The sequence below is a fragment of the Faecalibacterium prausnitzii genome (assembly GCF_049532945.1).
Taxonomy (GTDB): Bacteria; Bacillota; Clostridia; order Oscillospirales; family Ruminococcaceae; genus Faecalibacterium; species Faecalibacterium prausnitzii_N.
In genome coordinates, this window is sequence record NZ_CP186691.1 from 2,889,497 (window position 1) to 2,911,646 (window position 22,150).

Here is a 22,150-nt window from a genome sequence, read left to right on the forward strand (position 1 = left end):
GTCCAGCGTTGCTATCAAGGTTAGCACTTTCGAATGTTGATCCTCACTCCCCATGCCCCAGCAGGCACACCTTGAACGTCTTAAAGATGATCTTCCAATCCACCCAGAAACTGCGCTCCTTGACATACTTCACGTCCAGATCCATCCACTCTTCAAAAGAGAGGTCGTTGCGGTGCGGGGCGATCTGCCAATAGCAGCTCAGGCCGGGTGTCACATACAGGCGCTGCTTTTCGTAGTCGCCGTACTGCTCCACCTCGCGAGGAAGTGCCGGGCGGGGACCAACGATACTCATATCACCCTTCAGGATATTCCACAGCTGGGGCAGCTCATCGATACTGGTCTTGCGGATAAACTTGCCCACGCGTGTAATGCGGGGGTCGTCCTTGATCTTGAACACAGGGCCATCCATCTCGTTCTGGTCCAGCAGATCGTCCAGTTTTGCCTCTGCGTTGGGGCACATGGAGCGGAACTTATAGAACTTGAAGGGTTTTCCGTTGCGCCCAATACGCTCCTGCGAGAAAATCGGGCCAGCGGATGGGTCATCTACCACAATAGCAATCGCTGTAATCAACATAACAGGTGACAGCACTACCAGCGCCACCGACGACAGAACAATATCCTGCACACGACGGACGAACCAGTACAGCCGATGGGCATGCAGATTCTTTTTTCGGTCAATTTCAACTTTCTTCTCAATTCCAGTCGTATTCGTAGCCATTTTTTCTCCTCACATAAATTCGCGTTTGTTTCTAAATTTCTTGTTTTAGCATGCTTTTGCCGTAACGGTTTCGGCTTGTATCGCCTGCTCAGATGGGCGCTTCAAATTGCTTTTCTCCCACCGCATCCCGATTTCATCCAGCTTTTCTATGCGTTCCTCTGTCAGAACAGCGCAGCTTTTTTCAGGATTCTGGCGGGTATACCGCTGCCGTTTGACCCAATTCCCAAGGTTGTAACCGCTCGGCGACACATATTCTGCCGGGACGTTCAGGTTGCCGTGGGCATCAAAGTAGCGCTTCGCCTCCTGATAGCCTTCATTCCACTGGCGGTCATTGCGATTGCCCCAGTACATTCCGATCCGGTTGAGCCGTTCGACCTGCTCGTCCGTCAGCTTTCCTTTCGGGTACGCCCATTGCTGGCTTGCGACCCATTGTCCCAGCCGTTCACCAGCCGCTGTCACATAGGAACGCGGGATATTCAGGTTGCCGTTTTCCTCGTAGTAGGCTGCAGCCAGCGCATAAGCCTTTTCCCACTTGGAATCGAAAATGTTCCACACCATGCCGATCTCATCCAGCTGTGCGATGCGTTCTTCCTTCAGGCGTCCATTCAGCTTCTGCTGCCGGGTCTTGATGATCCACTGTCCCAAGGGATAGCCGTCTGGGTCTACATATTTTCCGGGCACCATCAGGTTTCCGTAGGTGTCGTGGTATTTCTTTGCGACCTCAAAGCCGCGTTGCCACGCGATTTCCTTCCGGTTGCCCCAAACCATGCCAATGCTGTCCAGCCGTGCGATCTGCTGCTCGGTCAGATTTCCTTGGATCTGCCCCTCGCGCACCCGGCGCTGAGTCACTAGCCACACCCCAAGGCTCAGACCGCCGGGCGTGGTGTACAATTTCGGGACGTTCAGGTTGCCGTGTTCCGCATAGTAGATGCTGGCCTCAGAGAAATAGTGCTCCCAACTGGAAGAAAGGCTTGCCTGCAACTGCTCGAACAGTACCCGGCAGTCGTGCACCTGTTCGATGACCTCGAACCGCTCGGTGACGATTTTATCGCCTTCGCCATTGGCGTAGAGCCGATGGACTGCCTCCTGCATCTCGCTTTGCAGACCGGAAATGCTGGTCAGACCTTCGAAATTATTGACAACATCCAGGATAAGTGGTGTCGTATTATCCCCTGCGGTCAAAGCGCGGCCAATCTGCTGCTTGTAGATGATGGGCGAAATCGTTGGTCGGAACAGGATCACGCCAGAAATGCCTTCTACATGGACGCCCTCGTTAAGCATATCGATACAGAACAGCAATTTCAGTCTATTGCTCGTATCCGTCTTGAAGTCCGCAAACGCCTTGTCCGTATTCGGGTCATCCGAGTAGGCCTGATACACCACCACGTCCGGGTTGACCCCGGCGAACCACTCCGGCACATGGGATACCATTTCGTCCATATGCTCCTTGTTGGCGCAGAACACGATGTACTTACCGGACTTATTCGTGATATGATGGGCAAAGACCTTGTCCAGACCGTCTGCTTGTTCCAAAGCGCGGCGCAGGGCGTCCAGATATTTCTGATTCACATCCTGAATGCCCGGTGTTCGCAGATTATCTACCCGCGCCTGATACTTTGCAAGTGCTTTCTGGTACTGGTAGACCGTGGTCACATATTTCGGGGCAGGCAAAATACCCATGACGACTGCTTCGCCAAGGGTCATGTTGCTCGCAACACGGCTATCAAAAAGTTCTTCAGCCATGTCACGGTTATTATCCAGATATCGGATGTTTGTTGCCGTCAGCCCCAGAAACTTTGCATCCGGGCATAACTTTAATAAAGCCACCGTGCTTTCGCCCCAACATTCAGCACCAGCACGGTGGAATTCATCGAATATAATATAGGCAGGCTTCTGCGCTGCTATTTCGTCCAGCTGTGCCTGCGTGCAACACATCAGTTTGGCGTAGGTATAAAAGTGAATGTTTGCCAACGGAAAATCCGGGTCGTTCCTTTTCAGGCTTTCCAGCTGTGTCTTGAAGATATATTCACTGGGAGAAAGCCAGATTACAACCTTCTCCGGGTTGTCCTCGATCAGCTTGAACGCAATGTAGCTCTTTCCGGTGCCGGTGGGATGGACAATGGCAGCCTTGCCATACTGTTCCATCATCCGGACTGCCGCACGATACGCTTTCTCATTGTGCTCAAACAGGCGCAATGCCATACAACTCGCCCCCCCCCGCAAATCAGAGGTATCCTCTATAGTGATAATGGAGGAACAGTGAAGAAATTATGCGCCACTACGTCATATTTTGTGTGTCCCTGCCCCTCATGGACACCTGATGGGAGAATATTCGGTTCATCTCCCGGCGCTTTCGGGTCAGATCAGAGTGCACATAACGCTGTAAGGTGATGTTGGCATTGGCGTGTCCCAACAGCTCGCTGAGGGTCTTTACATCGCACCCCGCCTGCAGGCAGGTGGTCGCAAAGGTGTGGCGCAGTGCGTGCGGACGTACTTGCCGGACAGTCGCCTGTTTCAGATATACCTTGATGCTTTTCCGGTAACACCGGGGTTCGGTGGGCTTAGACTCGTTTCCAGATAGAAACCATGTAGCATTACTGGTATTTCCACGCAGCTTTTTCAGCATCATAAGCAGCTGTTTCGGAATTGGAATTTCCCGGCACGACGTGCGGGTTTTCGGCGTTTGGATGACTACCTTTGTATGCCCGTTTCCGCAGGAAATTCGGCAGACCGTTCGGCTGATTTTCAATGTGCCGAGTTTCAGGTCGAAATCGCCCCATTGCAGGCCGCAGATCTCGCCAATACGCAGCCCCAATTCCAGCCCCAGCAATAAGCCGATTTTGCGAGGCGTGGGGTTCTCCTGTACATATCGATAAAGCCGCTGCTGTTCCGCCGGGGAGAGCGGCGCAGAAATTTTGTCGATCGCTTTCGGCAGTGCCACTTCCAGCTCCATCGGACGGATTAGGCGTAAATGTGCGGCATACTTGCAGATACGGCGCAACATGGAGAGACATTCTCGTGCAGAAGAGTTCCCCAGCGGCTTGTGTGAGGAATCTATCGGCGTGATGATCTGCTGCATGGCCTGTTCCAGAAAGCTCTCTTCAAAGGATGCAACAGGCATTTTGCTCAAAACAGGGAGAAGATACTTGTGCAGTGTGTACGAATAATGCGCGTATGTTGATTCTTTTATGCCGTTTTTCAGGGAGTGCAGCCACACTTCGGCCAATGCCTCAAAGGTCAGGTCGGATTCTTTCAGGTTGTAGAAGCCCGCCTCTGCTTTTTTCTGGATCAGCACCCGTTTGACCTCTGCGTAGACCGTACCGTAAACGTAGCCCCACTGAATTTTGCCTTCTGATGTGCGTGCCTTGATGTACCGGCCTTCCCACCGACCATCCTTGCGTTTGCGAATATTTTCTCCCCGTCGTGCCATTGTTGTCTCCTTCTATAGCTTAGACACCCATCTGACCACTTATTTTGTCCGCCTACGTTTTCAACTGGATTTTTCATGCAGAATTGGGCAATTTGCAAAAAAGTTTCAATTCCTGCGATTTTTTTCTGAGGTCATGTGGGGTACATTTGTGAAGATTTCTATTGAATTCCAGATATAACCATGATAAAATAATAGGAGAATTCAAACAACAACATCAAAAGGTCGGTATCCTCCATTATCACTGTGGGGGATACTTTTTTGTTTTGTCGATCCGTATGCTCTCTTGCAATTACGCAGCTGCGTATAGCAAACAGCACAAGCTCCTGTACCCTTGCTATCACGCTGGCAGCGTTCTTTTCCTGTGCCCTGTTTGATGAATCGGAGCAGGCGATCCACGAAAACATCTCTTTTTTGCATAACAAAAAAGCACCGGAACCTTCCGTATCCTTTGGATCCGTGGAAAGCTCCGATGCCCTTTTTCAGTTCTGCGTTTATAACACCCTCAAGCACACCGTCAGCAGTTTCCCGGTGGAGACAAACGTGTGAAGACGGGCCGGATGTGAGGGGATAAAAAGAAAAGCAGCCCAAAACCTTTCGGTTTCGAGCTGCTTGCTATGCCGGTGGTGGGGGTCTCCCGCGCACTGAGCAACAGCCCGCAGGGCTGATTGCTCCCCTGCTGTGCAGGGTCGTGCTGTTCGACCCGCTCACACGCCGCAGATAAAAAGGAAGCCCCCCAGACAAGCTGGAGGGCTTCCTTTTTATGCCGGTGGTGGGGGTCGAACCCACACGTGTTATTAGCACAAGGGATTTTGAGTCCCCCTCGTCTGCCATTCCGACACACCGGCTGATTCCATACAGAACAGTGATATTATAATCTATTTCTGCCGCAAAATCAAGCCGGAAAAATATTTTTTTCCAAAACGGCCCAATCTCTGGTCAGCTTTGGGTTTTTCGTGTATACTGAATGCACCATTCCGGGGAGAGTTCCCCGATCAAAAGGAGGATCTATGGATTCACTGCTTTCTGCTCCTGCGACGGCTGCACAGCGCCAGCGGGACCGCTTGCTGGGCGCGCTGATCGGGCTGGCGCGCGCCACCGTCAATGAACCGAAGACCGAAGACACCGACCACGTTCTGGCCGCCGGGCTGCGGCAGGCGGCCAGGGCAGATGCCGCCGAGGACGCTCTGCGCCGGATGCAGGACATCGTCGAGACCGAGAAGCACCGGGTCGCACCCAACTGCGCCACCTGCACCATGCGCTGCGGCAACACCGACAACTACGACCTGGCCCGGCTGTGGGATGCACCGGAGGAGCTTCGCACCCTGAAGCTGCGGCTCCTGGCTGCGCTGTTCACACTTGCCCAGCGGCGCAGCACCGACCGTATCCGGAAGGAGATCTGTGACGATCTATTTGTCCTGGCGGAAGATTGGGATTCTTCGCTGCTTTCCCCCATCGTCCGCCGTGCCGAAGAGCTATGCAAAGAGTAATTCTTTTTCAGATTCTTACGCAGATTCTTGCTGAAATCAGACCTATTTTCGAAAAACCTCTTTACAAATGATTCCGAAGTCACTATTATATAATTATATGTGACCGTTTGAAATCGATTCTTTTCATTGGGGTCCTCCAGCGCTGTATACAGCGCAGATATTTTTGAGAAAGAAGGTTGAATCCATGTCTGAGAAAAAAAACGTTGTCTCCACCGCCGCAGACGCTCCTGCTGTGGAAAAGACTGCGCGTAAGACGGCCAAAGCGGACAAGGCCGCCAAAACCACTGCCAAGACCGGCAAAACGGCGCATCGCGGCCGTCCGCCGCTGGCACCGGAAGTCTACGTTGAGCACGGCGGCAAGCAGTACAACATCACTGACCTGGTAGACCGTGCCAAGGCCGATTACCGCGCTACCCACAAGGTTGGCGTGCAGTCCTGCAAGGTGTATATCAAGCCCGAAGAGGAAGCTGCTTACTACGTCGTGAACAAAGTCAGCGGCAAGCTCCCTCTCTGAGCGGCTGTGTCCCATCCGTTCCCACAACTGTGATGGCTCCACTGTGAAACAACAAAGCGGCATCGGAACTGCATCCGGTGCCGCTTTTGTGTTTGTTTTTTACAGCTTACAGCGCGTACAGCTCTGTGTACTTTCGGGTCAGGTAATCGAGGTACACCTGCGGGTCAAGGGTGCCGCAGGCATTCCGGACCACGTCGGCCGGTTCCAGCAGCTGGCCGTACTGGTGCACATGCTCCCGCAGCCAGCCGGTCACGCCGGAGAGGTCGCCCTTTGCCACCTGCCCGAACACATCGAACGCCTGCTCCATCCTGCGGAGCATCTGCGCGCCGTAGGCATTGCCCAGCGCATACGACGGGAAGTAGCCGAAGGAGCCGCCGGACCAGTGGCTGTCCTGCAGGCAGCCCTCCCGGTCATTGGGGACCTCCACGCCCAGATATTCCCGATACAGGCGGGCCCACTCGGCCGGGATTTCCTCTGCCCGCAGCGTACCGCCGATGAGCTGTTTTTCGATCTCGTACCGCACCATAATATGCAGGCAGTAGGTCAGCTCGTCCGACTCGGTGCGGATGAGGCTCGGCTCCACCTTGTTCACGGCCCGGTAGAACTGCTCGACGCTCACCCCGCCCAGCTGCTCCGGGAAGAACGCCTGCACCCTGGGGTAGATGGCCTCAAGGAACGCGCGGGAACGACCGATGAGGTTCTCGTAAAAGCGGGACTGGCTCTCGTGGACGCCCATACTGACGCCGCCGGCCAGGCAGGTGTACTGCAAGTCATCCCGGATACCCAGCTCGTACAGCGCATGGCCGCCCTCGTGGAGAACAGAGTACATCGACGAGGCCACGTTGTGCAGGTCGTAATGGGTGGTGATGCGGACATCCTTGTTGTTGAACTCCAGCGTGAAGGGATGCTCGGTCTCGCCAAGGCCGCAGTGGCCACGGTCGATGCCCATGACCTCCATGATGTAGTCAGCAAAGGCCTTCTGCCGCTCCACCGGATATTCCAGATGCAGGAAGCTGTCATCGACCTGGGGCTTCTCGCTGATGGCCCGGACAAGCGGCACGATGCCATCCCGCAGCGTCTCAAAGAAGGCGTCCAGCTGCCGGGTGTCCACCCCGCGCTCATACTCGTTCAGCAAGGCGTCGTAGGGAGCCTTGGCTGCATCGTAGTAGCCCGCAAATTTCCGGTTGTAATCCACAAGCTCCTGCAAAACGGGGCAGAACGAAGCAAAATCATCGTTCTCCTTGGCCTTGTGCCAGACATCGCTGGCGCGGTTGGTCAGTTCGGTGTAGGCCATATACTCGTCCGCCGGGATGCGAGCCAGTTTCCCGCTCTCGCGGCGCAGCAGCTCCACCTCGCGCTTGTGGAGAGCATCGAGCGAGCCGGACGCCGCAGCCAGTTCGTCCAGCAGACGCTTCGTCTCCGGGTCGGTCATCAGCTTCTGGTGCTCTCCGGCCAGGATGCCGAGAGCCACGCCCCGGCCCTCGGCGGTATTCTTCGGGGCCACCGTCACGGCGTCCAGATAGAGGGAATTCTCCGCGCAGGCATAGGCGTAGAGTTTCTTTTGCAATGCGTCAAGGCGGGCCAGTTGTTCTGTTTGTGCCATAGGGCTTCTCCTTTTTCATTCTTCCGTCGGGAAGGCGGGATTTTTCCAGAAAAATTTGTGCCGGGCCTGCGGGTCCGGGTCCGGGATCTCGAACACATAGCGCTCGGTAGCGTTGATCACGGTGGTCTTGCCGCGGGTGCACACGCGCGGCAGCTTTGCATCATAGTTCAGGTGCACATGGCCGTGCACGAACCACCTGGGCTGGTATTCTTCCAGCAGGTCGTTGAAGCAGTCGAACCCCTTGTGGGCCTTGTCAAAGCCATCGTTCAGGCCGCCTGCCGGGGCATGGGTGAGCAGCAGGTCGATGCCGCCCACATGATGGGCCTTGCGCCAGAGTTTGCGCACACGGCGGCGCATCTCCCGCTCGGTGTACTGGTAGGCATCTTCGTCCCGGTTGTAGCGGATGCTGCCGCCCAGTCCCATAATGCGCAGCCCTTTCCAGACGTAGACCTCATCGTCCACGCAGATGCAGCCGCCCGGCTCATCGTGGCGGTAGCTGCCGTCGTGGTTGCCGTGGACATACAAGATGGGCGCAGCCGTAAAGTTCGTAAGATATTCCAGATACTTCTGCGGCAGATCCCCGCAGGAAAGGATCAGGTCGATCCCCTGCAGCCGCTCCCGTGTGCAGTAATCCCACAGTGCTTTGGAGGGGGTATCCGAAATCGCAAGTATCTTCACGTCCGCAATGCTCCGTTCTGTTGAATTTTTTGCTCGTTACAGCGGCATCCCTTTCAGGCTGCCCAGACCATTGATCTCCATCAGGCCGCGCGTTTTGACATTGAGGTCCTCGTAGAGCGGCAGTGCGCCTTCCACGCATTCGCCCAGCCAGTCCATTTCCATCAGCTCTTTGGGCGTGTAGGTATCCCCCTGCGGCACCATTTTCACATGCCCCTGCGCATACAGCCCGCCCGACGGGAAGATGGCCAGTTCATGCTTGCGCAGGTTCTCCTCGATGATGTTCAGCAGCTGGCGGGTGCCGCCGGCCAGCTCTTCATAATAGTCCACCCGCTCGGCATCGCTCTGCAGGCCCCACCAGTAGTTGACTGCCTTGCCGCTGGCCTCGCTGCCCCAGGTGCCATTGAAGATCGAACGGATGATGCCGATGTAGAAAGTCTCCCATTTCCACACCGGCAGCGCCACCGGCTTCAGGCTGCCGTCCGGCAGGCGGCGGCAGAGGCCGAAGTCGCGGTCGCTGTCCGCCGGTTCATTGCTGCTGCGGGCGTAGAGCAGGGTGATATCCTCCCGGTCGGAGAAATCCAGCGGCTGGCCCTCCACCGGCACACAGGCCCAGCGGAGCACCACATGGCCGTCCGGCCGGACGGCCCGCATCCCGCGCGCATAGGCGTTTACTGCCGCCGGGATGCCGTACACCGGGTTTGCCGCCACATAGCCCACGCGGTCGGTCTTGGTCAGCACACCGGCCAGCATTCCCAGCAGATAGGTCACTTCATACATGCGGGGATAGTAGGTGCGCACCAGCGGATGCGGCGCGTTGAGCGAGCAGTTCAGGATGCGGGTCTTGGGGTGCTGGGCCGCCACCTTCAGGCAGGCAGGCCGCATCCGGATGCTGGTGGTGAACACCACATCCGCATTGTCGTGGGCCACCTCTTCCAGGATCTGTTCCGCATCCACCTCCGGGGACACGTTTTCCCGGTTGGTGATGACGAGCCGGTCGCCAAATTCCGCCTTGAGGGCCTCGATGCCCTTGTCGTGGGCGCGCACCCATGCGCTCGTTTTGGCGTCGTATTCGTGCAGGAAGACCACCTTGAGCTGGCTGGGCTTCTGGCTGAAGATGTTCAGCTTGCTCAGCAGCGGCTCGCTGGCGGAGTTCGGCTCCAGCGAGAGCGTTACCGCGTGGGGCTCGGTCAGGATCCTGATCTCATCCCACAGCTTGGAGAGGTTCTCCCGCACCTGCGCCGGGGTGGACTGGCAGGCGTCCGAATAGCGGTAGACCGAAAGGTAGACCAGCAGGGCGTCACCCGGCGTCAGGTCCAGCGCCGAACCACCCAGCGCATAGAACTGCTGGCTGAACATGGTGTAGAGCGACGAAAAATTCAGCCGGTCGTCGTCCGTCCAGGCTTCGCCCGACGCCTTGCAGACCAAAGTCTGCAATTTTGCATAGCCGCCCAGTTTGGAGAAGCGCACGTTGTTCACCTTGGAGAGCTTATAAAAATCCAGAAATTCGTAGTAGATCTTATTTTCCAGCGTATCGTTCCGGGCCGGGATGAGCCGGGTCACGGTGCCGGGGACGGTGACAGCCTCATAATATTTGAGGACGGACACCCGCTTGTTGCCTTCCTGCACATAGAATTTGTTCAGGAACTCGTAGGCGATGATGGGGGTGTGGATGCCCTCTTCCAGATGTGCATCGCAGAGGTTTGACCACTTGCCTGCAAACTCGGTGTCCGGCTCCAGCAGGGGCATAAAGTTCGGTGCAAAGGCGGTGTGACGGCCGCTGGTCTTTGTGCCGACGATGCTTTCCGCCGGGATCTCCACAAGGCCCAGCGGCTCCTGCGCCACGATGTCCACACCGTTCAGGATCTCATCCAGGACTTTCAGATACGGCGACTGGCCGCGCGCCACACAGGCACGGTAAGCACGCTGGCCCGCACGCAGCGCATTTCTGTAATCTTCTATCATAGCAAGACTCCTTCCAGGGAAATGAAGGGTTTCTTCCACTCTTTGGAGCATACACGGCTCCAAGCACAGTATACCATGAAATTTGGATTTGTGGGAGATTTTCTCCCCGAAGGAGTTGATTTCAGTCAAATTTTCAGGTACGATAGAAAAGAAGATCGTATTTTGAGAGGTAACGACTATGCAAACGGAACAGCTTCCCCGTCTGGAAGCAGGCGAATATCCCGGCGGCATCTGGTATTACGAGCCGCATACATATCAGCCTTACCGTTACGTACTGGGCCGCGTTGGCACCCACCCGCTGGTATGCATTGGCATCAACCCCAGCACCGCCCAGCCCGGCGCACTGGACCCCACCCTGAAAAGTGTGGAGCGTCTTGCCGCCGCCAACGGCTTTGACAGCTGGATCATGTTCAACGTGTATCCCCAGCGCGCCACCGACCCTAACGATATGGACCGTGTGCCAGACCGCGCCCTGTGTGACGAAAACCTGCGCTGGCTCAAAGCCGTTCTGGCCCAGACCGAACCCACCATGTGGGCAGCGTGGGGCACGCTGATCGAAAAGCGGGACTATCTGCCCGGCCTCATGCGGGAGATGGTGGCCCTGACGCGGGAGCGGGAGATCCCGTGGGTCACCTTTGGCAGGCGCAGCAAAAAGGGCCACCCCCACCACCCGCTGTACCTGCGCAAGGATTCCACCCCGGAACCCTTTGATGTGGAAAATTATCTGGACACCTGTTTCTGACCAAGGGAGGCCTGCACCATGACACCGGAACGCTATCAGAAGATCCTGCACTGGCTGAACGCCCACCCGGCGGCAAAGCGGCTCGTCATCCTGCTGAACCACTGGCTCCCGGCGGTGCCGTTCGTCTGCTACCCGGTGCTGCTGGTGCTGCTGAACCTCCAGTGGTTCCGGCTGCTGCGGGGCGGGCTGGACCAGACCGCCCTCGATTTTATGCAGTGCATCGCCCGCGCCATTCTGGTGCCGGGGTTCGTTTTTCTGGGCGGCACCCTGCTGCGCAAAAAGCTCAACTTTCCCCGCCCGTATGAGCAGCCCGGCTTCACCCCGCTGGTGGAAAAGGAGACCCACGGCCAGTCCTTCCCATCCCGCCACGCGCTGAGCGCTTCCGTGCTGGCGGCCGTGTGGCTCTCTTTTTATCCGGCGGTCGGCGGCGTCATGGTCGCTGTCACCGTGGCCATCTGTGTGCTGCGGGTGCTGGCCGGGGTGCATTTCCCGCGCGATGTCATCGCCGGTGCCCTGCTCGGTTTTTCTCTTGGCATCGTCGGAATGCGGCTGCTCTGAGAGCTGCTCGACCCGCCCGGCCGAAAAATTTCAAAAAAATCCACTTTTTTGCTTGACAGAACCCGATGGGTATGGTATTATACTTCTCGCAGCCCGCCTCCGACGGTGGCCTGCCCAAGATAAGGAACCCAATGGGATTACAACGTGCGCCCGTAGCTCAGGTGGATAGAGCAACTGCCTTCTAAGCAGTGGGCCGGGGGTTCGAGTCCCTTCGGGCGCATCTATGTGGTGCCCATAGCGTAGTCGGTTAACGCGCCAGATTGTGGATCTGGAGACCGTGGGTTCGAGTCCCACAAGGCACCCTCTCATCAAAAAGACCAAGAATCAAATGATTCTTGGTCTTTTTTCTTTCATGTTTCTCTGTGGGACTCGAACAGGGCGGCGGTGCGTAAGCACCGTAAGCGATCAGCCCTGCGGGCTGTCGCTTAGCCCGCGGGTCCTAGACCATTAGGAATGTCTACCGTGGCCCCACGTTAGTTGCCTTATGGGACTCGAACAGCACGGCCCCGCCAGCGGCGGGGTAACAAACAGCCCAGTGGGCTGTTGGTTAGTGCGCGGGTCCTGGACCATTAGGAATGTCTACCGTGGCTCCACGTTGGATGCCTTGTGGGACTCGAACAGCACGGCCCCGCGTTTCTCTGCTTCCACCGTTCCAAAACGACCCCAGCCGCAGCACAGAAGCCCCCACTTCTGCGCTGCGGCTGGTTTTTTCAGCTGTTGAGCTGCTTCATGATCTCCCCGACTTCTTTGCTGCTGTAGCCTTCCTTCAGCAGCTCCGTCCGGATGGCGGCATCGCTCCGGCCCTGGCTGCGCAGGCGGGCGGCGGTGTAGGGCACCGCCGTGCTGCCCAGCACACCGCTCTTGCCCACGTTCAGGTTCCCGCTGCCCGGACCCGACGTGCCCGAAGCCCCCGCTGCTGCCGCTCTCTGGGCCGCGGCCGCGCTGGCTTTCTGGGCCTGCTGGGCCGCCTTGGACTGCTTGAGGGCCCATTCGCCCTTGGCGATGTTCAGTTTTTCGCTGGTCACCTGATTATTGAACTGCTGCTGGCGGAGCTTGTCCTGATACTGCTGCTGCGCAAAGTCGTTGTCGTACTTCTGCTGCGCCTGCGCGTTCTGGACCTGCTTTTCCTGCATCTGCTGGTTCCAGGCCGTATCCGCACGGTCTGCCTCATAGGCACGGTTGTTCGCGTAGATGTTGTACCCGGTGTTCACGAGCGACCCCGCCAGCGAGCCGAGGCCCGTGGTGCCGGAGAGCGCGATCTGCACCGCGTCGCCGATGAGGCCCAGCACCGTGACCGCATTGTTGAACCGCTGCTGCTTCTGGGCAGCGGCCTCCTGCTCCTGCGCGGCGTAGTTGCCATACAGGGTGTCCAGACGGCTCAGGTAGTCCTGATACTGGCCGTAGTCCTGCTGATAGGCCGTGTTGTAGGCGTTGCCCAGCTGTTCCAGCCGGGTGTAATAGTCCGAAAGTTTCTGCTGATACAGCCCCTGCGCGTTCTGCTCCTGTGTGTTGAGCTGGTCCAGCTGGGAGACCAGTGCATCGCCGCCGCTGTCGTAGGTGTCCAGCGCCAGCTGATACAGCGTCGGGATGGCCTGATTCAGCGCCCCGATCTGCTGCTGGTAGGCCTGCTGGGCCACGCTGGCCGCATAGCTGGAGCCGTAGCCGCCCGTCAGCGCAGCGGCCTGTGCGGCAGCATCGGCGCTGGCGTTGTGAGCGTTCTGGGTGTACGCCTGCGCATACTGCTGGTACAGCGGGTCCTGCGCGTAGTTGTAGTGGAACGCTCTCCGCGCGTTCAGGTCGTTCAGGGTGCGGTCGATCTGGTCCTGATACCGGCTCTGGTAGTCGCCGGGGGCAGCGCTCTGCTGCGCTTTCAGGGCCGCTTCTGCTTCCGTCACCTGCTCAGAGGGCTGATACCCCGCCGACGCCAGTGCATCCTGCACCTCCTGGCGGCTGTTCAGCCCCTCGGTGGAGTAGTTCTTTTTCTTGTCGCTTGCCATAGAGTCTCCTTTCTCACTGCAGTTTCCGCAGCTTGGCCCCCAGCTCGTCCGAGACGTTCTCAACGTCCAGATTGCTCAGCACATACTGCAGCTGTTCCTGCATCTGGTACAGGTAGCTGCGCAGGGCACGGGCATCCTCCGGGTCCATGTTCTCGCTGAGCTTGGGCAGGCCCAGCTTGCTCAGGCCCGAAATGCTTGCCATCCTGTCATGCCTCCTGTTCCATAAGTCTGCCCCGCGCCGTCGCAAGGGTGCGCGCCAGACTGCGCAGGGTGATCTGCCCTTTGCCGGTCAGCCGCAGCCGGAACATGCCGCAGCGGCGGGGCGCAAGGTGCAGGTCGAACCGCTTCTGCTTCCCGGCCACGGCCCATTGTGCCAGCTTCTCCCAGGGGCCGTCGTCGTAGCAGATCGCCAGCTCCACGGTACTGGCACATACGGCATCCATCTGGAGCGTCAGCCGGGAGAGATACCGGTCCTCGGCCTCGTCCATCCCGAACGCACCCGTGATGAGTTCAAAGTCCACCGTTTCCTCCACGCCCTCGGTGGTCTTCCAGTCCCGTTCACGGCTGGGGTCGGCGGCCCAGATGTCGTGCCCATCCCAGAGGTAGAGCTGCCCGCCGGTGCTGGCCATGGCGTAGGAGCAGCCGTCTTCCTCCTGCCAGAGTCCCCGCTCGGTGTCGTAGACGAGGAGCCGCTCTTCGAGCGCATCTCCTTCCCGGCCGCTGTCCCGCGCCAGATAGAGGTAATAGCGACCATCCAGCGCACTGCCCACCGCCGCCTGCACGTTGGAGAGCCGGGCCGTGTTCAGTTTTTCGGACACCTTGGTGGGGATGCTCCCGTCCCATGCCATCACACCGTCCGGCGAAAGATAATAGAGCGTCTCGTTCAGCACACACAGGCTGCGCGCCGCGTTTTTGGCAACGCCCCGGCAGCGCAGCGAGGTGAGCTGAAAATCCGAAGGCTTGGAGCCATAGAGCTTGTGCAGTGTGTTCTCCTTAAAGAACAGCGCATAGCCCATGCATGTGGCCGCGCCGGTAAACGCACCATCACTGCCCACCGTCACTGCGTAGCTGTCTGCCGCAATGCCCCGGTAGGAAAACCAGTTGGTGGGGTCGCCCAGCTTGCAGCCGTAGATGACGTTCTCATTCTGCGCGCAGCCCCATACCCGGTTGTCGCACTCGGTAACGTAGTCCAGATCCGGCACGCGGCGTTCCAGCCGGAAGGCATCGGTGTTCCCTTCCATCGTTGCGCCTTTGCCGTCGATGCCGGTCCAGCGGAACATCTCCCGGCCCTTGGTCAGGGTCCCGTAAAAATAATCGCCGCCCGGCTCGGCCTGCACCTGCACCCAGTCGTCGCCGCGCGCCGTGACGATGCGGTCTCCTTTCAGCTCCTTCCAGTGCAGATCATCGCCGTCCTCCACGCCGCTCACCGTCACGGTATCCCAGACGGCAAAGTCTTTCCCGATGCCGCCCGCCTCGATCCGGCACCACTTCAGCTCGATGGCCGACCAGTTGCCCGAAGCCTCGTTGTAGACTTCCAGCATACTTTCGCTGCTGTACGGCTTCTGGATGTTGTTCACCTTGAGGAACAGCTGCCCGTCCGCCGGATTTTCCGGCTCCTTTGTACCCTTGCCGGAAACGGTATAGGTCTTGCCGGACGCATCGCAGGGGGTCAGCACCACATCGGCACCGCCGCTGTCCCACACGGCGCCGAGCTTCGTCACCGAACGGTCCCGCGTGTCAAAGGCGATCTTATCCGGGAAGATGATGACCCTGGTGCCCATGCCCATCATCTTCTTTTTGCTGTCCGCCACCGCGTTCCAGAAAAACTCGGCCTCCTGCGGGGTCTCATCCGAGTTGTAGATGAGGTTCTTCCCCGCCGCTACCAGCAGACCGTTCAGGTGGTAGATGCCGTTCATCTGCACGACGCTCCGCAGCCTGCGGCGGGGGATGCGGGTGCTCAGCGCCGGGAAATCCCGGCTGCTGAAATTTTTGCTGCTGCCCGCCTCGGCCTCGTTGCAGCTGTACGTCTCATTCAGGCCGCCAAAGGCCCGCAGCAGGGTGCGGCTGGTCGCTGCCGCCGCACGGCTCGTTCCGCTCATCGCGTCCACCTCCTCACCAGCGCCACTGCGCCCAGCAGCGGGGCGGGTGCTTCTGCCGCAGCCAGACGGCCAGTTCGTTCAACAGACCGCTGCACTGAGCCTGCTCCCCGACGTAGCGGTCGGTCTCCCCAAGGGCCGCATCGATGCGGGCGCACAGAACGTGCGGATACAGCGCATCAAAGGGCACCGGCACCAGCAGTACCGTATCGTCGGGCAGCGCCTCCCCGCTCCACGCGAGGTCGGCCCCTGCGGCGGCGTATTCGTCGGTCCCGCTCTTCTCAAACAGCTGCTGGCGCAGCAGCGCATCTTCTTCGCAGAGCCAGCGGCGGCAGGTCTCGTCCGAGATCTTGCATCCCGGCCGCAGCTCCCGTGCGCGCGCCAATGCCTGTTCTACCGTCATTGCAAAACTCCTTTCGTTTTTGAAAAAAGCCCGGCAGGGCGATGTTCCCGGCCGGGCCGCTGTTTTCTCAGGTCACTGGGCCGCGTTTTCGGCTGCCGCAATGCGGGCGGCGGTCAGCTCATCCTGCATCTGGCTGTGCTCCAGCACCTCGGCCACTTCGGGCGGCACTTCCACCTCCACGCCGCGGCGGATCTTATAGTTCACACCGTTCACGCTGACGAACAGATCGCCCTTGTAGCGGCTGTTATCCTTGAACAGCTTAATGCGCACTGCCTTTTTCTCGCTCATCGTTTCTCCTTTCTGCCCTCCGTCCGCAGGGCCTGCCTGTTTTTGTGTCTTGCGTTTTTCTCGTCCCGCAGGGCCAGAACCAGCCCGCCAAAGAAGAGGGTCAGTTCGCCGCCGCATTGGCCGAGTAGCTGGACACGCTCTCGATGCGGATCATGTACTGCTCCACCAGACGCTCTGCCGCACGCATGCCCTTCCAGCCCACGGAAGCGCGCTGGTTCAGCGGGTCGTCGCCGTAGCCCAGCTGCTTGACGATGTGCTCCAGACCGCCGCCTTCCAGCTCGGTCACACCGTAGGCGTGGGCACCCAGCACCAGCGTGCCGAACACAGCCAGACCGTCCGGGCAGGTGGAATCCTTCCAGATCTTGGCCTCGCTGGTCTCGATGAAGCGGATGTTGCCCAGCTTGCCGATCTCGCCGCGGAACATGGTGTCCGGGTCGGCGTACTTGTGCACCTCAATGAACTCCTTGCTGGTCTTCAGGTCGTAGGCAGCGTAGGGGTGGATGATGGCAATGTAGCTGTCGCCAATGGGGTCGGCGTTCATCGCGCCCAGCTGTGCCGCCGCCTGAAAGAACAGCTTCGGGGTCAGGGTGCAGGTCTTGTCCAGTGCCTTGCGGCTGGCAACGGCAGTCTCGGTGCCGCCTGCGGCCAGCTTGGGCGCATAGATCACATTGGTGCCGCCCGCCAGCACATCGCGGGTAATGCTGTCCATGGTGCGGCCTGCCTGACTTGCCAGCACACGGGTGGCCTGCACCACATTGTTGTCAATGGCGGTCATCTGCAGCACGTCGGTCAGCGGAGTCCAGCCGCCGTACTGGTGCAGATCGCTGGTGATGGTGGTCACATTCAGTGCCTGACCGTTCGGGGTCACGCCCTCGGTCAGCGGAGTGGATGCCTTGGGCAGGCTGTCGTACTTGCGGAACTCAATGGTCTTGCCGCCGTTCTGGGGCACAGGGTAGTAGTCCGCAAACTGGTCGTGCACCAGACGCGGCTCTGCCTGATCGATGAGGCGCTTCTCGTAGAAGGTCTTCATCTCGGCGGTCATGGTGCCGGAGGTATTGTTCCGCGCGGCGGAAGGGTCGGCGAACAGCTGGAGGTCAAACTTCATTGCAGTGTCGTTCATACGGTTTTCCTTTCTTTCTTGCGGTGTAACATACGGACTTCTTCGATTCGCGCTCCCCTGCCAGAGGAGCTGCGTTCAGAACGTGATAACTTCCCCATGGAGGGCCTTGCGTTCCAGTGCTTCTCGCTGGGCGCGGGTCATGCGGGAAACATCCGCCCCGGTCACGGCGGCGCTGCCGGGGCGGGTGCCGTTCTCTGCCGGGCGGGACGCCCGCTGCCGGATGCGCTCCACGACGCCCTGCTCCACGGCGTGGGCGGTCTGGCGCAGCGCGTCCTCGTAGTGGGCCAGACGGTACGCATCCCGCACCCTCATGCCGGGCAGCTGCATCAGGCGGCGCATCTCCGGGTGCTGCAGCTCCGCTTTCAGCGAGAACTCCGGCACCACCTGCCGCAGCGCTGCCTCTTCGGCTGCCCAGCGGCTGTGCAGGGCGGCCACGGCCTGTCGGCCCGGCAGATGCTCCGGCAGCGGCGGGCGGGGCGGTTCCGGGGTGGGACAGGGTGCTTCCGGGCCAGGGTTTGTCTTCGGGATTTCCTCCTTCGGGGTCTCCGGCGGCGCTGCCTCCTCCCGGCCCGGCTTCAGGGTGCCGGAGGCGATGGCCTGCCGGGACTGTGCCTCGCTCAGGGCCGGGGCGCTCCCTGCGCCGCCGGTCTCGCTGCCGCCCTCTGCGAACAATTGCAGGTCCATCATGGCCGCTTCGCCCCGGCGGCTCAGGTCTGCAAAGCGGAGGTTGTCCGGGTAGCGCTCAGCCAGCAGGGCAAACCCGGCCTTGGCCAGCTCAAAAGCACCCTCTACCCACGGCTCCTGCGGGGCGGCGGCGGTCACGGCCAGCCGGGGGCCTTTCGGCTCATCCCAGGCATCGCTGCGGGCGGTCTTTTCCCCTGCCAGCAGGCTCACCAGAGCCTGCATCAGGGTGCTGGCACCGGCGCAGACGATGTCCTGCCCGGCGGGGGCATAGCCCGCGTGGCCGGACGCTTCCAGCCGCAGGGTCAGGCCCTCCGGGCCGTCCAGTTCACTGTAGATCACACGGATCATCGGTTCTCCTTTCCAAGGCCCATGGCATCTGCCGCGGCCTTTGTGCTCAAATTGTCTGCGGGGCCGGTCACAGCGGCCTTCCCCGGCTGTTCCTGCGCCGTCAACCGGCTCTGCAAAACGGCCAGCTGCATGGCCAGCGTCCCGTTCTGCCGCACCCTCTGACGCACCTTCTCAATGCCTTCAAAGTCCATCATTTCCAGCGCTGCCAGAGCCGCATCGACGTTGGCCGGGGCAAAGAAGCCCAGCTGATAGCACTCCTTGGCCGTCTCGTTCTGGGAAAGACGGCTGAAGGTGCTCTTCTTGGCGGCGCTCACCACGATGTCAAAGATCGGCTCCCGGCTGCCCAGTTCCACGCCGCCCACGCTGCCGACCGGCTGCGGGCGGAGCGCAGCCCCGGAAAAGGGCACGAACTCGTTCTGGCCTGTGGCCCCCACGATGCGGAATACCCGCTGCTCGTCGTAGAACTGGCGCATCAGCTCGATGATGAGATAGCACTGCTTTGCAAAAGCACGGTAGGCGCTCTTGAGCATATCGCGGCTGAGTTTGCTGCCTGCCTCCTGCAAGGCCGCAATGGCGCTGGCTGCGGTCACGCCTCCGGCAGTGCCGCCCTGCGTCATGTCCCGGTTGCCGCTGATCTCCTTCAGCTCTTCAATGCGGCTCTGGCGGTAACTCAGGCTGTTGCCCTGCAGGCCCGCCGTCTGCAGCGGACGAAAACTGTCGTCGTTGAGCCGTCCCACCACATGCACGATGTCCCGGCTGAAATCGGCCAGCTCTTCCTCGTTGACCCCTGCCGTGTCGCTGAGCACATACCGCTGCTTTGCACTCAGCAGCACGTTCTCGTCCATGGCATGGTTCATCTTGTCAATGGCCGTCTGGCAGTCCTTCATCACATCGATGTAGCCAAAGCCCGCCGGGCTGTCCTCCTCCACGAACAGCGGGTCAAATACAAAGGGGTACTGCCCGTGGTCATACAGGCCGCTTTCTGCCAGCGCCGGGTCGTTCTGGCTGGCGTACAGCACCACGCCGTTGCAGAACTTGCAGTAGTGCAGCAGCACCCGGCCCTCGGCGTCCGGCTTTTTGTAGTACCAGTCCACCACCACGCTCTTTTCGGTGGTGTCCAGCCCGCCGTCGTGGAGGAACCGGGGCACATCCAGCACACTGGCGCTGTGGCCCTTGAGCTGGGGCCAGCGGGTCTCCAGCTGTCTGGTGTTCTCCATCCGCAGCGAGAAAAAGTTCGGCGATGCCTGAATATCCGCCACGCCCGGCTCCCAGTAGAGCATCAGCAGATTCATGGGCCGGATGGCGATCTCGCCCAGGCCGCCGTGCGCTTCCGGGTCCCAGAAGACGCCCTTGACGCCGGTGCCCTGTTTGAGCTTGCGCCACCAGCAGTCGCTGTACACCTGCTCGTAGTCGGCCTGTTCCAGCACCACCGGCAGGATGCTCGAAAGCACCCGCGCAGTCTGTTCGTCGTCTGCCGCGCGGGGCAGCACGTTCGGTTCCGGGTAGTTGTCCATGGCATCGGCGTGCTTGTTGGCAATGCTGTTGAACAGCCACCCGCTGGAAGGCTGGGCCTTGCCGGGCATCATGGGGTTCTGGTAGTTCTTCCAATGGCCCATGCGGAACCACAGCTCGTTATCCACCAGCCGTTTGTCGAGCGTTGCCTTGCCTGCCTTGTACTTTTGCAGAACAGCCGCCGCCTCGGCGACCTCCTCCGGCCCGATGGGCAGTTTTTCTTCCACGATATCCAAAATCTACTCCTTTCTAAATCCGATAAAACCTCGCCTGCCGGTGCAGTTCCAGCGGGTCGTCCTCCACCGGCGGGCGGGCCGTGCGCTGGGGCGGCGAGATGGGGTGTTCCATCAGCACATAGCGGCACTCGTCGTAAATGTGATCCTCCTGCCGGGTGTCGATGTCCTCCACGTTGCTTTCGTCGTACACAAGGTTCGGGATCGTGCGGATAAAGTGCTTGCAGGTATTGAACACCTGAAACATGGGCCGCCCCTCTCCGTCAAACGCCAGCCGGTAGTGGAACTGCATCTTGCCCGCAAGCCGGGTGTTGTCGCCGGGGGACCAGCGCAGGAAGTTCGGGCTGCGCTCCATCATAGCGGCAATGCTCTCGCCGCGGCTCTCATCAAAGATGGCCGGATCGGCAATGCCGTGGATCACCCTGCCGCGCAAAAGCGGGTCGTTCTGCTCTGCCTCCCGGATGCGCCGGGCCTGTTCCACCGGGTCGATGCGCAGGCCCTCGTTCGGCCTGCCGGTGCAGCCGTACAGCTCCTTGATGCGGTACAGCCGCCCCTCCTCGTCCGCTGCGTACCACCCCACCGAGAACGGCTTGGAAAAGCCAAAGTCGAACCCGCGGTAGAGCTGCCAGTGCTTCGGGATGGTGAACGGTGCGATCACATGGGTCCAGCGCTGGTCTTCGTAGTGGGCCGGGTCGTTGCGCCATTCGGTAAACACCTGCCCGGAAAAGCTGTCCCAGCTGCCGTAGAGCAGCGCCTGCTTTTCCGCTTCCGGCATACTGGCAAGGCTTGCAAGGTAGCCGGGGTCGTTTGCCAGCAGGGCGGGGTTATCAAAAATGCTGGAAGGGATGAACACCCGCGAGCGCTGCAGCTTCTGTTCGGTGCCGTCCGGCAGCTTTATCGTGTATTCCTCGGTGATAGGCGTGCCGGGTGGTGCGGGCGTGATGAACCGTGCCTTCACCCACCCGTGGCCGATGCCGCCGGGATTGGTGGTGGCCCGCATGTACACCCGGGTGCCCGGGCCGGTGGGACGGTTGCGGCTCATCATGTAGCTGTACTCTTCCCATTCAAAGTGGGTCAGCTCGTCAAAGCCGATAAAATCGAAGGCCTTGCCCTGATAATTGGTACGGTCCTTGGTGTACTGCATGGAGCCAAAGTAAATTTTTGCCCCGCTGGGGAAGTTCCACACATGGGCCGTGGCGTTGTACTGTGCCTGCGGGAACGCCCTGTGGTAGTACACCTGGCTCTTGTCCACCAGATCGGAAAGCTGCGGGTAGGTCTTGCGCAGGATCAGCGCCCGGTAGTGCGGAATGTGCACCTGCCGCAGCGCTTCGATCACCAGCGCGTCGCTCTTGCCGCCGCCTGCTGCACCGCCGTAGAGAGCCTCCGGCTCCGGTCTGCGCATGAACTCCCTCTGCCGGGGCTGGGGCCGCCAGACGACTGGCGCATTCGTTCCTGTCTTCATACATCCTCCACCGTCGGCAGCAGCACCACGCCGCACTCCCGGCCCTCTGCATCCGCGCCCTGTTCGTTCAGCGCCTTGGCCACAGCAGCCAGGTCTTTGAGCACCGCAGTGGCTTCCTTCAGGCCCTTCATGGTCCCGGCCGCCTCTGCACCGTCGCGGCGGGCCGCTTTCTGGCGGGTGTTCAGTTCCTTCACCTCCTGCGCCAGCATCGTGCTCAGCGTGTCCGTGGCGCGGTGCAGGTTGTCCAGCCCCTTGCCCGCCGAAGGTCGTATCTTCTGCGCCATTCGGTTCATTTCACATCCTTTCGTTTTGGTT

Annotated in this window: 20 protein-coding genes and 3 tRNA genes; 6 read left to right on the forward strand and 17 right to left on the reverse strand. The window is 59.8% G+C overall.

The features are described from left to right. Positions 1-43: 43 nt before the first annotated feature. From ACNQFG_RS14610 to ACNQFG_RS14625, 4 genes are all read right to left on the reverse strand, one after another. On the reverse strand, positions 44-718 hold the full coding sequence (locus tag ACNQFG_RS14610; protein WP_423405376.1) for a sugar transferase: 675 nt from the start codon (positions 716-718) through the stop codon (positions 44-46). Between the two features lie 45 nt (positions 719-763). Next, positions 764-2,920 (reverse strand): Helicase associated domain protein, encoded by a 2,157-nt coding sequence (locus tag ACNQFG_RS14615; protein ID WP_423405377.1) that lies wholly within the window; start codon positions 2,918-2,920, stop codon positions 764-766. A 76-nt stretch (positions 2,921-2,996) separates the two neighbouring features. Then, entirely contained in the window at positions 2,997-4,013 is a 1,017-nt protein-coding gene (locus tag ACNQFG_RS14620; protein WP_423405378.1) for a tyrosine-type recombinase/integrase, read from the reverse strand. 896 nt (positions 4,014-4,909) lie between these two features. After that, a tRNA-Leu gene (locus ACNQFG_RS14625) sits at positions 4,910-4,993 on the reverse strand. A 162-nt stretch (positions 4,994-5,155) separates the two neighbouring features. Between ACNQFG_RS14625 and ACNQFG_RS14630 the strand changes: the two genes are divergently transcribed. Both ACNQFG_RS14630 and ACNQFG_RS14635 read left to right on the forward strand, forming a co-directional pair. Next, entirely contained in the window at positions 5,156-5,635 is a 480-nt protein-coding gene (locus tag ACNQFG_RS14630) for a hypothetical protein (RefSeq protein ID WP_118553550.1), read from the forward strand. 184 nt (positions 5,636-5,819) lie between these two features. After that, positions 5,820-6,149, forward strand: coding sequence for a DUF6465 family protein (locus tag ACNQFG_RS14635; RefSeq protein WP_423405379.1), 330 nt, complete (start codon positions 5,820-5,822; stop codon positions 6,147-6,149). 106 nt (positions 6,150-6,255) lie between these two features. Here the strand turns inward: ACNQFG_RS14635 and ACNQFG_RS14640 are convergent, their stop codons facing one another. From ACNQFG_RS14640 to ACNQFG_RS14650, 3 genes are read right to left on the reverse strand one after another with little or no spacing between them, the layout of a single operon-like run. Beyond that, positions 6,256-7,752, reverse strand: coding sequence for a carboxypeptidase M32 (locus ACNQFG_RS14640; RefSeq protein ID WP_423405380.1), 1,497 nt, complete (start codon positions 7,750-7,752; stop codon positions 6,256-6,258). A gap of 15 nt (positions 7,753-7,767) precedes the next feature. Continuing rightward, complete coding sequence (locus ACNQFG_RS14645; RefSeq protein ID WP_423405381.1) at positions 7,768-8,430, reverse strand: metallophosphoesterase family protein; 663 nt, start codon at positions 8,428-8,430, stop codon at positions 7,768-7,770. A gap of 36 nt (positions 8,431-8,466) precedes the next feature. Next, positions 8,467-10,392: a BMP family ABC transporter substrate-binding protein gene (locus ACNQFG_RS14650; protein ID WP_423405382.1), complete on the reverse strand. Its 1,926-nt coding sequence runs from the start codon at positions 10,390-10,392 to the stop codon at positions 8,467-8,469. 178 nt (positions 10,393-10,570) lie between these two features. Between ACNQFG_RS14650 and ACNQFG_RS14655 the strand changes: the two genes are divergently transcribed. The 4 genes from ACNQFG_RS14655 (at position 10,571) to ACNQFG_RS14670 (ending at position 11,995) form a co-directional block, all read left to right on the forward strand. Then, entirely contained in the window at positions 10,571-11,134 is a 564-nt protein-coding gene (locus ACNQFG_RS14655) for a DUF1643 domain-containing protein (protein ID WP_423405383.1), read from the forward strand. 18 nt (positions 11,135-11,152) lie between these two features. Continuing rightward, complete coding sequence (locus tag ACNQFG_RS14660) at positions 11,153-11,692, forward strand: phosphatase PAP2 family protein (RefSeq protein ID WP_423405384.1); 540 nt, start codon at positions 11,153-11,155, stop codon at positions 11,690-11,692. Between the two features lie 146 nt (positions 11,693-11,838). After that, a tRNA-Arg gene (locus ACNQFG_RS14665) sits at positions 11,839-11,912 on the forward strand. A 7-nt stretch (positions 11,913-11,919) separates the two neighbouring features. Then, a tRNA-His gene (locus tag ACNQFG_RS14670) sits at positions 11,920-11,995 on the forward strand. A 407-nt stretch (positions 11,996-12,402) separates the two neighbouring features. On the opposite strand, the gene ACNQFG_RS14675 is transcribed toward ACNQFG_RS14670, so the two are convergent. The 10 genes from ACNQFG_RS14675 to ACNQFG_RS14720 all read right to left on the reverse strand — a co-directional run bounded on the left by ACNQFG_RS14675 (position 12,403) and on the right by ACNQFG_RS14720 (position 22,128). Next, the gene (locus tag ACNQFG_RS14675; RefSeq protein WP_423405385.1) at positions 12,403-13,689 is read right to left on the reverse strand and encodes a cell envelope biogenesis protein TolA; all 1,287 of its coding nucleotides are present in this window, start codon (positions 13,687-13,689) and stop codon (positions 12,403-12,405) included. 13 nt (positions 13,690-13,702) lie between these two features. Next, positions 13,703-13,891 (reverse strand): hypothetical protein, encoded by a 189-nt coding sequence (locus ACNQFG_RS14680; RefSeq protein WP_423405386.1) that lies wholly within the window; start codon positions 13,889-13,891, stop codon positions 13,703-13,705. A 4-nt stretch (positions 13,892-13,895) separates the two neighbouring features. Continuing rightward, a complete protein-coding gene (locus tag ACNQFG_RS14685) occupies positions 13,896-15,788 on the reverse strand; it encodes a hypothetical protein (RefSeq protein WP_423405387.1) in 1,893 nt (630 codons plus the stop codon). A 13-nt stretch (positions 15,789-15,801) separates the two neighbouring features. Further along, a complete protein-coding gene (locus ACNQFG_RS14690) occupies positions 15,802-16,188 on the reverse strand; it encodes a hypothetical protein (RefSeq protein WP_423405388.1) in 387 nt (128 codons plus the stop codon). 72 nt (positions 16,189-16,260) lie between these two features. Continuing rightward, positions 16,261-16,476: a hypothetical protein gene (locus ACNQFG_RS14695; protein WP_423405389.1), complete on the reverse strand. Its 216-nt coding sequence runs from the start codon at positions 16,474-16,476 to the stop codon at positions 16,261-16,263. A 100-nt stretch (positions 16,477-16,576) separates the two neighbouring features. Next, a complete protein-coding gene (locus ACNQFG_RS14700; RefSeq protein WP_423405390.1) occupies positions 16,577-17,596 on the reverse strand; it encodes a N4-gp56 family major capsid protein in 1,020 nt (339 codons plus the stop codon). A gap of 75 nt (positions 17,597-17,671) precedes the next feature. Then, positions 17,672-18,628, reverse strand: coding sequence for a ribosomal-processing cysteine protease Prp (locus ACNQFG_RS14705; RefSeq protein ID WP_423405391.1), 957 nt, complete (start codon positions 18,626-18,628; stop codon positions 17,672-17,674). Further along, positions 18,625-20,379 carry a portal protein gene (locus tag ACNQFG_RS14710; protein ID WP_423406606.1) on the reverse strand — a complete coding sequence of 585 codons (1,755 nt, stop codon included), beginning with the start codon at positions 20,377-20,379 and terminating at the stop codon, positions 18,625-18,627. Before ACNQFG_RS14710 ends, ACNQFG_RS14705 begins: the two co-directional genes overlap by 4 nt. 10 nt (positions 20,380-20,389) lie before the next feature. Then, a complete protein-coding gene (locus ACNQFG_RS14715; RefSeq protein ID WP_423405392.1) occupies positions 20,390-21,835 on the reverse strand; it encodes a phage terminase large subunit in 1,446 nt (481 codons plus the stop codon). Next, positions 21,832-22,128 carry a chemotaxis protein gene (locus ACNQFG_RS14720; protein WP_423405393.1) on the reverse strand — a complete coding sequence of 99 codons (297 nt, stop codon included), beginning with the start codon at positions 22,126-22,128 and terminating at the stop codon, positions 21,832-21,834. The genes ACNQFG_RS14715 and ACNQFG_RS14720 overlap by 4 nt, the downstream gene beginning before the upstream one ends. Positions 22,129-22,150 lie beyond the last annotated feature (22 nt).